General features: G+C 58.0%; 7 protein-coding genes. 4 read left to right on the top strand and 3 right to left on the bottom strand.

Annotated features, from left to right (window positions below):
* From QVO51_RS00735 to QVO51_RS00720, 4 genes are all read left to right on the top strand, one after another.
* Nucleotides 1–236: SpoVA/SpoVAEb family sporulation membrane protein (locus QVO51_RS00735; protein ID WP_288167676.1), on the top strand; the 236-nt coding region annotated here is incomplete at its 5' end.
* Between the two features lie 9 nt (nucleotides 237–245).
* Complete coding sequence (locus QVO51_RS00730; RefSeq protein ID WP_022356822.1) at nucleotides 246–929, top strand: DUF421 domain-containing protein; 684 nt, start codon at nucleotides 246–248, stop codon at nucleotides 927–929.
* Nucleotides 911–1,288 (top strand): DUF4363 family protein, encoded by a 378-nt coding sequence (locus tag QVO51_RS00725; protein WP_022356821.1) that lies wholly within the window; start codon nucleotides 911–913, stop codon nucleotides 1,286–1,288. Before QVO51_RS00730 ends, QVO51_RS00725 begins: the two co-directional genes overlap by 19 nt.
* A 186-nt stretch (nucleotides 1,289–1,474) precedes the next feature.
* Complete coding sequence (locus tag QVO51_RS00720; RefSeq protein ID WP_288167675.1) at nucleotides 1,475–3,226, top strand: Na/Pi cotransporter family protein; 1,752 nt, start codon at nucleotides 1,475–1,477, stop codon at nucleotides 3,224–3,226.
* Nucleotides 3,227–3,299: 73 nt separating this feature from the next.
* Here the strand turns inward: QVO51_RS00720 and nifU are convergent, their stop codons facing one another.
* The 3 genes from nifU to rnhA form a co-directional block, all read right to left on the bottom strand.
* The gene (nifU, locus tag QVO51_RS00715) at nucleotides 3,300–3,731 is read right to left on the bottom strand and encodes a Fe-S cluster assembly scaffold protein NifU (protein WP_022356819.1); all 432 of its coding nucleotides are present in this window, start codon (nucleotides 3,729–3,731) and stop codon (nucleotides 3,300–3,302) included.
* Between the two features lie 15 nt (nucleotides 3,732–3,746).
* A complete protein-coding gene (gene nifS / locus QVO51_RS00710; protein ID WP_022356818.1) occupies nucleotides 3,747–4,946 on the bottom strand; it encodes a cysteine desulfurase NifS in 1,200 nt (399 codons plus the stop codon).
* A gap of 108 nt (nucleotides 4,947–5,054) precedes the next feature.
* Entirely contained in the window at nucleotides 5,055–5,489 is a 435-nt protein-coding gene (gene rnhA / locus QVO51_RS00705; protein WP_015557473.1) for a ribonuclease HI, read from the bottom strand.
* Nucleotides 5,490–5,843: the final 354 nt, after the last annotated feature.

The following is a 5,843-nucleotide window of genomic DNA, read 5'->3' as shown; positions in this document are numbered from 1 at the left end:
TGATCCTCAGCGGTGTGGGGCTGTATCCCAAGCTCATCGAACTGGCAGGCGGCGGTGCCAGCGTGCCCCTCACCGGCTTCGGGCACCTGCTGGCGGAGGGCGTCCGCAAGGCGGTGGATGAACACGGCTTTCTGGGAGTATTCCTGGGAGGGCTGACCTCTGCGGCAGGGGGCATTACCGCAGCCATGCTCTTTGGTCTGCTGGCGGCGGTGTGCTTCCGCTCCAAGGACAAGTAGGAGGAAGCTATGGCGATCGGATTTCTCCGCTCCCTGATCCTGTACGGGGTGGTGATCTTCTCCGTGCGGCTCATGGGCAAGCGGCAGATCGGGGAATTGCAGCCCTCGGAGCTGGTGATTACCATTCTGGTGTCCAACATTGCCACCCTGCCCCTGGAAAATCTGGACATTCCTCTGCTCACCGGCATCATCCCCATTCTGTCCCTGGTATGCTTCGAGGTGCTTGCCTCCTGGGGCACGCTCCGGAGCAGGCGGCTGCGGCGGATCCTGTCCGGCAGTCCCAAGATCATCATCCGGGACGGGGTCATTGACCAGAAGGTACTGGAGGAGCTGCGGTTCTCGGCGGACGATCTCATGACCGCCCTCCGGGGCAGCGGCGTGTTTGATGTGACAGAGGTGCAGTTTGCCATTGTGGAAACCACCGGCAGTGTGTCCGTGTACCCCAAGCATGCAAACCGGCCGGTGACCAATGTGCCGGAGCAGGACACGGGGGATCCGCCGGATGTGCTGATCTCCGACGGAAAGCTGATCCCCCACGGGCTGGCGGCAAGCGGTCTTGACCGGGCATGGATCCAGCGGGTGCTGAGCCGGCGGCAGCTGAAGATCCAGGACGTGTTCCTGCTGGCAGCACGGGGACAGCAGGATTACTGTCTGATCGAAAAGGAGGGAAACGGATGTCACGGATCCGGCTGAGCGGCTGTATTCTCGCCGCCATTGTGAGTATCTGCATCTTCTCGGCGGTTTATGTGCGCCGCAGCTGCCTGGAGCTGCTGGATATTCTGGCTCGGGTGCAGGTACACACGGAGCAGGCGGATTATGCAGCGGCGGCACAGGCGGCAGTGGAATTGAACCAGGCTTGGAGCCATGCCATGCCCCGGCTGAATATGCTGGTGTCCAGCGATAAGCTGACCCAGATCGGCGGAGCGCTTTCCCGGCTCATCCCCCTGATCGATACGGAAAACGATGAGCTGGGGGCGGAGATCGCCACCAACCGCACCCTGCTGGAGCAGCTGTATTACGGGGAGATCCCGGTGCTGAACCGGCTGTTTTAGTCATGGGCATGCCCGTGACTTTACATAGATTTTACACTATTGTGCTTTCAGATTTTACGCGTCAATGCTATGCTATTGGAAAAAGGGTTTGTTTTGAAACTGGGGATACGGAATCGGGATTACCCGCACATTACGCCTGAAATCGGAAAGGAGCGGCGGCGCAAGGGGCGCACGCCAACGTATCGTATGAACATTTTTTCTGTGTTTACACTTCTGGGAGGACTTGCCTTTTTCCTGTACGGCATGACTGTCATGTCCAACGGGCTGGAAAAGCTCGCCGGCGGCAAGCTGGAGCGTGCCCTCAAGCAAATGACCTCCTCTAAGTGGAAAAGTCTGGGACTTGGCGCCGGCATCACCATCGCCATCCAGTCCTCCTCCGCACTGACCGTTATGCTGGTGGGTCTGGTAAACTCCGGCATCATGCAGCTGCCCCAGACCGTGGGAGTCATCATGGGCTCCAACATCGGCACCACCCTGACCGCCTGGATCCTGTCCCTGGCAGGGGTGGAGGGCGACGGCTTCTTCATCAACATGCTCAAGCCCACCTCCTTCTCGCCTTTGGTTGCCCTTGTGGGTATCATCCTCATCATGATGGCGAAATCCACCAAGAAAAAGGACATTGGCAGCATCTGCGTGGGCTTTGCAGTGCTCATGTACGGCATGACCCTTATGAGCGACTCCGTAAGCCCCCTGGCGGATATGCCGGAATTCGCAAGCCTGCTGACTGCCTTCCGAAACCCGGTTCTGGGCGTTGTGGTAGGTGCAGCCTTCACCGGCATCATCCAGAGCTCCGCCGCTTCCGTGGCGATTCTCCAGTCCCTGTCCGCCACCGGGGGCATTACCTTCGGCATGGCGATCCCCATTATCATGGGGCAGAACATCGGTACCTGCGTCACCTCTCTGATCTCCAGCATCGGGGTTACCAAGAACGCAAAGCGGGTAGCAGTGGTGCACATTTCCTTCAACATCATCGGCACCATCGTGCTGCTGATTCTGTACTACGGGCTGGACGCCATTCTGGGCTTCCCCTTTACGGATCAGCCCATCGATCAGCTGGGCATCGCCATCTGCCACTCTGTATTCAACGTATTCACCACTGTCATCCTGCTGCCCATGCAGAAGCAGCTGGTAAAGATCGCAGAATTCGTGGTACGGGACGATCCCAAGGACAAGGAAACCTATGCATTCCTGGATGAGCGTCTGCTGAACACCCCCTCCTTTGCCATTTCCGAGTGCACCAACCAGACCATCGGCATGTGCCGCATCGCCCGGGACTCCATTCTGGAGGCCATTTCCCTGGGGGAGGGCTTTGATGAAAAGAAGGTGGAATTTATCCGGGAGCATGAAAACCAGCTGGATCTGTATGAGGATAAGCTGGGCACATTCCTGGTAAAGCTGTCCAGCAACGATTTGTCCGATGAGGACACCCGGAAGGTATCCCTGCTGCTGCATACCATCGGGGACTTTGAGCGGATCGGGGATCACGCTCTGAATCTGGTGAAATCTGCTGAGGAAATGGACGAAAAGCAGGTCCAGTTCTCTCCGGCGGCACAAAAGGAGCTGACCGTGGTGGCAAATGCTCTGAAGGAGATCATCAGCATCACCACCAAGGCATTTGAACGGAACGACCTGGAGCTTGCAGGGCGGGTAGAGCCTTTGGAACAGGTGATTGACGGGTTGATCCTGGATATTAAAACCAACCACATTGACCGGCTCCAGAACGGCGCATGCACCATTGAGCTGGGCTTCATCCTGTCGGATCTGCTGACCAATTACGAGCGTGTATCCGACCACTGCTCCAACATCGCAGTGGCAATGATCGAGGTTGCCCACAGCAGCTTTGACACCCACAAGTATCTGAACACCCTCAAAAATATGGACAATCCCCAGTTTCAGCAGCGGTATGAGGAATACAAGACCATGTATGCGCTGAGCTGAGGTATCCCGCACAAGATCACAAAAAACACCGCCTGTCCGGAAAATCCAGACAAGCGGTGTTTCCTATTCCGGGTCAATGCCCTTCGCAGCAGCCCTCGCACTCGTGCACCTCTCCCACCAGGGGGGCGGGATCAATGCCCTGCCGGCGGTAGTAATCCGACAAGGCAGCCTTGATTGCCTGCTCCGCCAGCACGGAGCAGTGGAGCTTCACTGCCGGCAGACCGTCCAGTGCCTCCACCACTGCCTTGTTGGTCAGCTGCAGGGCTTCCTCAATGGGCTTGTCCTTGATGAGCTCCGTTGCCATGGAGGAGGTGGCAACCGCCGCCCCGCAGCCAAAGGTCTTGAACTTCACATCGGTGAGCACACCGTTCTGTACTTTAATGTACATCTTCATAATATCACCGCACTTGGCGTTTCCAACCTCGCCTACCCCGTCTGCGTCCGGGATCTCTCCCACGTTCCGGGGGTTGGTGAAATGATCCATCACCTTTTCACTATACTGCATCTTTCAGCACTCCTTTCAGATATCCGGATAATCCACTTTGCCTGCCCGGATGGCTTCCCACAAAGGGGACATGGCTCTGCCCCGCTCCACTGCCTGGTGCACCGCCCAGATGATATAATCCACGTCCTCCCGGGTGGTTTCGTCGGAGATGGACAGCCGCAGAGAGCCGTGGGCAACCTCGTGACAAAGCCCCAGGGAAAGCAGAACGTGGGAGGGATCCAAAGAACCGCTGGTGCATGCGGAACCGCTGGACGCCATGATGCCCAGCTGATCCAGCGCCAGCAGCAGGAACTCCCCTTCGATGCCCAGAATGGAAATATTGCAGTTGCCGGGCACACGATGCACCCGGTCACCATTCAGCCGGGTGCGGGGAATGTCCAGAATGCCGTCAATGAGCCGGTTCCGCAGGGCAGTGACCCGTTCCATCTTCTCCTCCAGGTTCTCCACCGCCAGGGTGATGGCGGTACCCAGTCCCACGATGGCAGGCACATTCTCCGTACCGGGTCGGCGACCCCGCTCCTGGGCGCCGCCGTACAGCAGATTGGGCAGGGGCACGCCCTTGCGCACATACAAAGCGCCGATGCCCTTCTGGGCGTGGAGCTTATGACCGGACAGGGACAGCATATCGATGCCCTGTTCCCGGACGTTGATGGGCACATGTCCCGCTGCCTGTACCGCATCCGTATGGAACAGCACGCCCTTTTCCCGACATACTGCCGCAATTTCAGAGATGGGCTGGATGGTGCCGATCTCGTTGTTGGCGTACATGATGGACACCAGGGCAGTATCCGACCGGATGGCATCCGCCACCTGCTGCGCGGTCAGCAGCCCCTCCCGGCTGACCGGCAGGTAAGTGACCTCAAAGCCCTCCTTCTCCAGGGCGGCACAGGTGTGCAGCACGGCGTGATGCTCAAACACGCTGGTGACAATGTGGCGCTTGCCCTTTGCCCCCAGCCGGGCGGCGGTGGAACGGATCGCCCAGTTGTCGGACTCGGTACCGCAGCCGGTAAAGAAGATCTCCCCCGGTTCACAGCCCAAAGCCTCCGCAACCTGCTGCCGGGCAAGCTCTATATCCCGCTGGGCATGGCGTCCCAGGGCGTAAATGCTGGAGGGGTTGCCGTACTGCCCGGTCAGGTAGGGCAGCATTGCCTCCAGCACAGGCTTGGACACCTGAGTGGTGGCGGCATTGTCCGCATAGATGATTCGCTTTTCCATACACAAACTCCTCTCCGGTAGATTTCCTACCGTTTTAGTATGCTATAAGGATATTATACACGATTGGTAGGAATTTTGCAAGAGGGGAGGGAAAATTTTTTCGGCGGATCAGAACCGATCCCGCTGTGCCACAGCCAGGGCATCGCAGCGCTCGTTTTCCGGGTGTCCCGCATGCCCCTTGACCCAGACAAACTGTACCTGGTGCCGCTCCAGCAGGGGCAGCAGCCGCTCCCACAGATCCACGTTCAGCGCCGGCTTCTTGTCGGACTTGATCCAGCCCTTCCGCTTCCAGCCGTAGACCCAGCCCTTGGTGATGCTGTCCACCACATATTTGCTGTCGGTGGTGAGGGTCACGTCACAGGGCTCCTTCAGGGCGGACAGGCCGGTGATGACCCCCATCAGCTCCATCCGGTTGTTTGTGGTGTTTGGCTCCCCGCCGGAAAGCTCCTTTTCCACTGTGCCGAACCGGAGCACCACCCCGTAGCCTCCGGGGCCCGGATTGCCGCTGCATGCCCCGTCCGTAAAAATATCCACATGCTTCATAGTCAGTATGTTCCTTTCACTCGGTTTCTATACAAGTATTATACCCTGTTTTGACCGGGCAGGCAACCCCGGATTTTCCTTGCCATTGTGCATAATCCACAAACAGTCCACAGGTCTATCGTGCTTTGTGCTGATTGACAGGAGGAATTTAAATTATGTATAATAAAGTGGGAATGCATATAGACAGCGCCCCACAGGAGTATGGGGGTTGTTTATGGAACCGTGCATCAGCCATTCCGGAGCAGGCTTTCCGGAACGATTAAAAAGGAGTGTTTTACCCATGAAGAATCTCAAGCGCACACTTGCAATGCTGCTGGCCCTCTCTCTGTCCGCAGCGGCAACCGCCTGCGGCGG

It is taken from the genome of Ruminococcus sp. CAG:379 (assembly GCF_000434255.1).
In the GTDB taxonomy this organism is placed as follows: domain Bacteria; phylum Bacillota; class Clostridia; order Oscillospirales; family Ruminococcaceae; genus Ruminococcus_F; species Ruminococcus_F champanellensis.
Note: the sequence above shows the minus strand (reverse complement) of the source record. Positions and strands in the feature narration are given on the sequence as shown.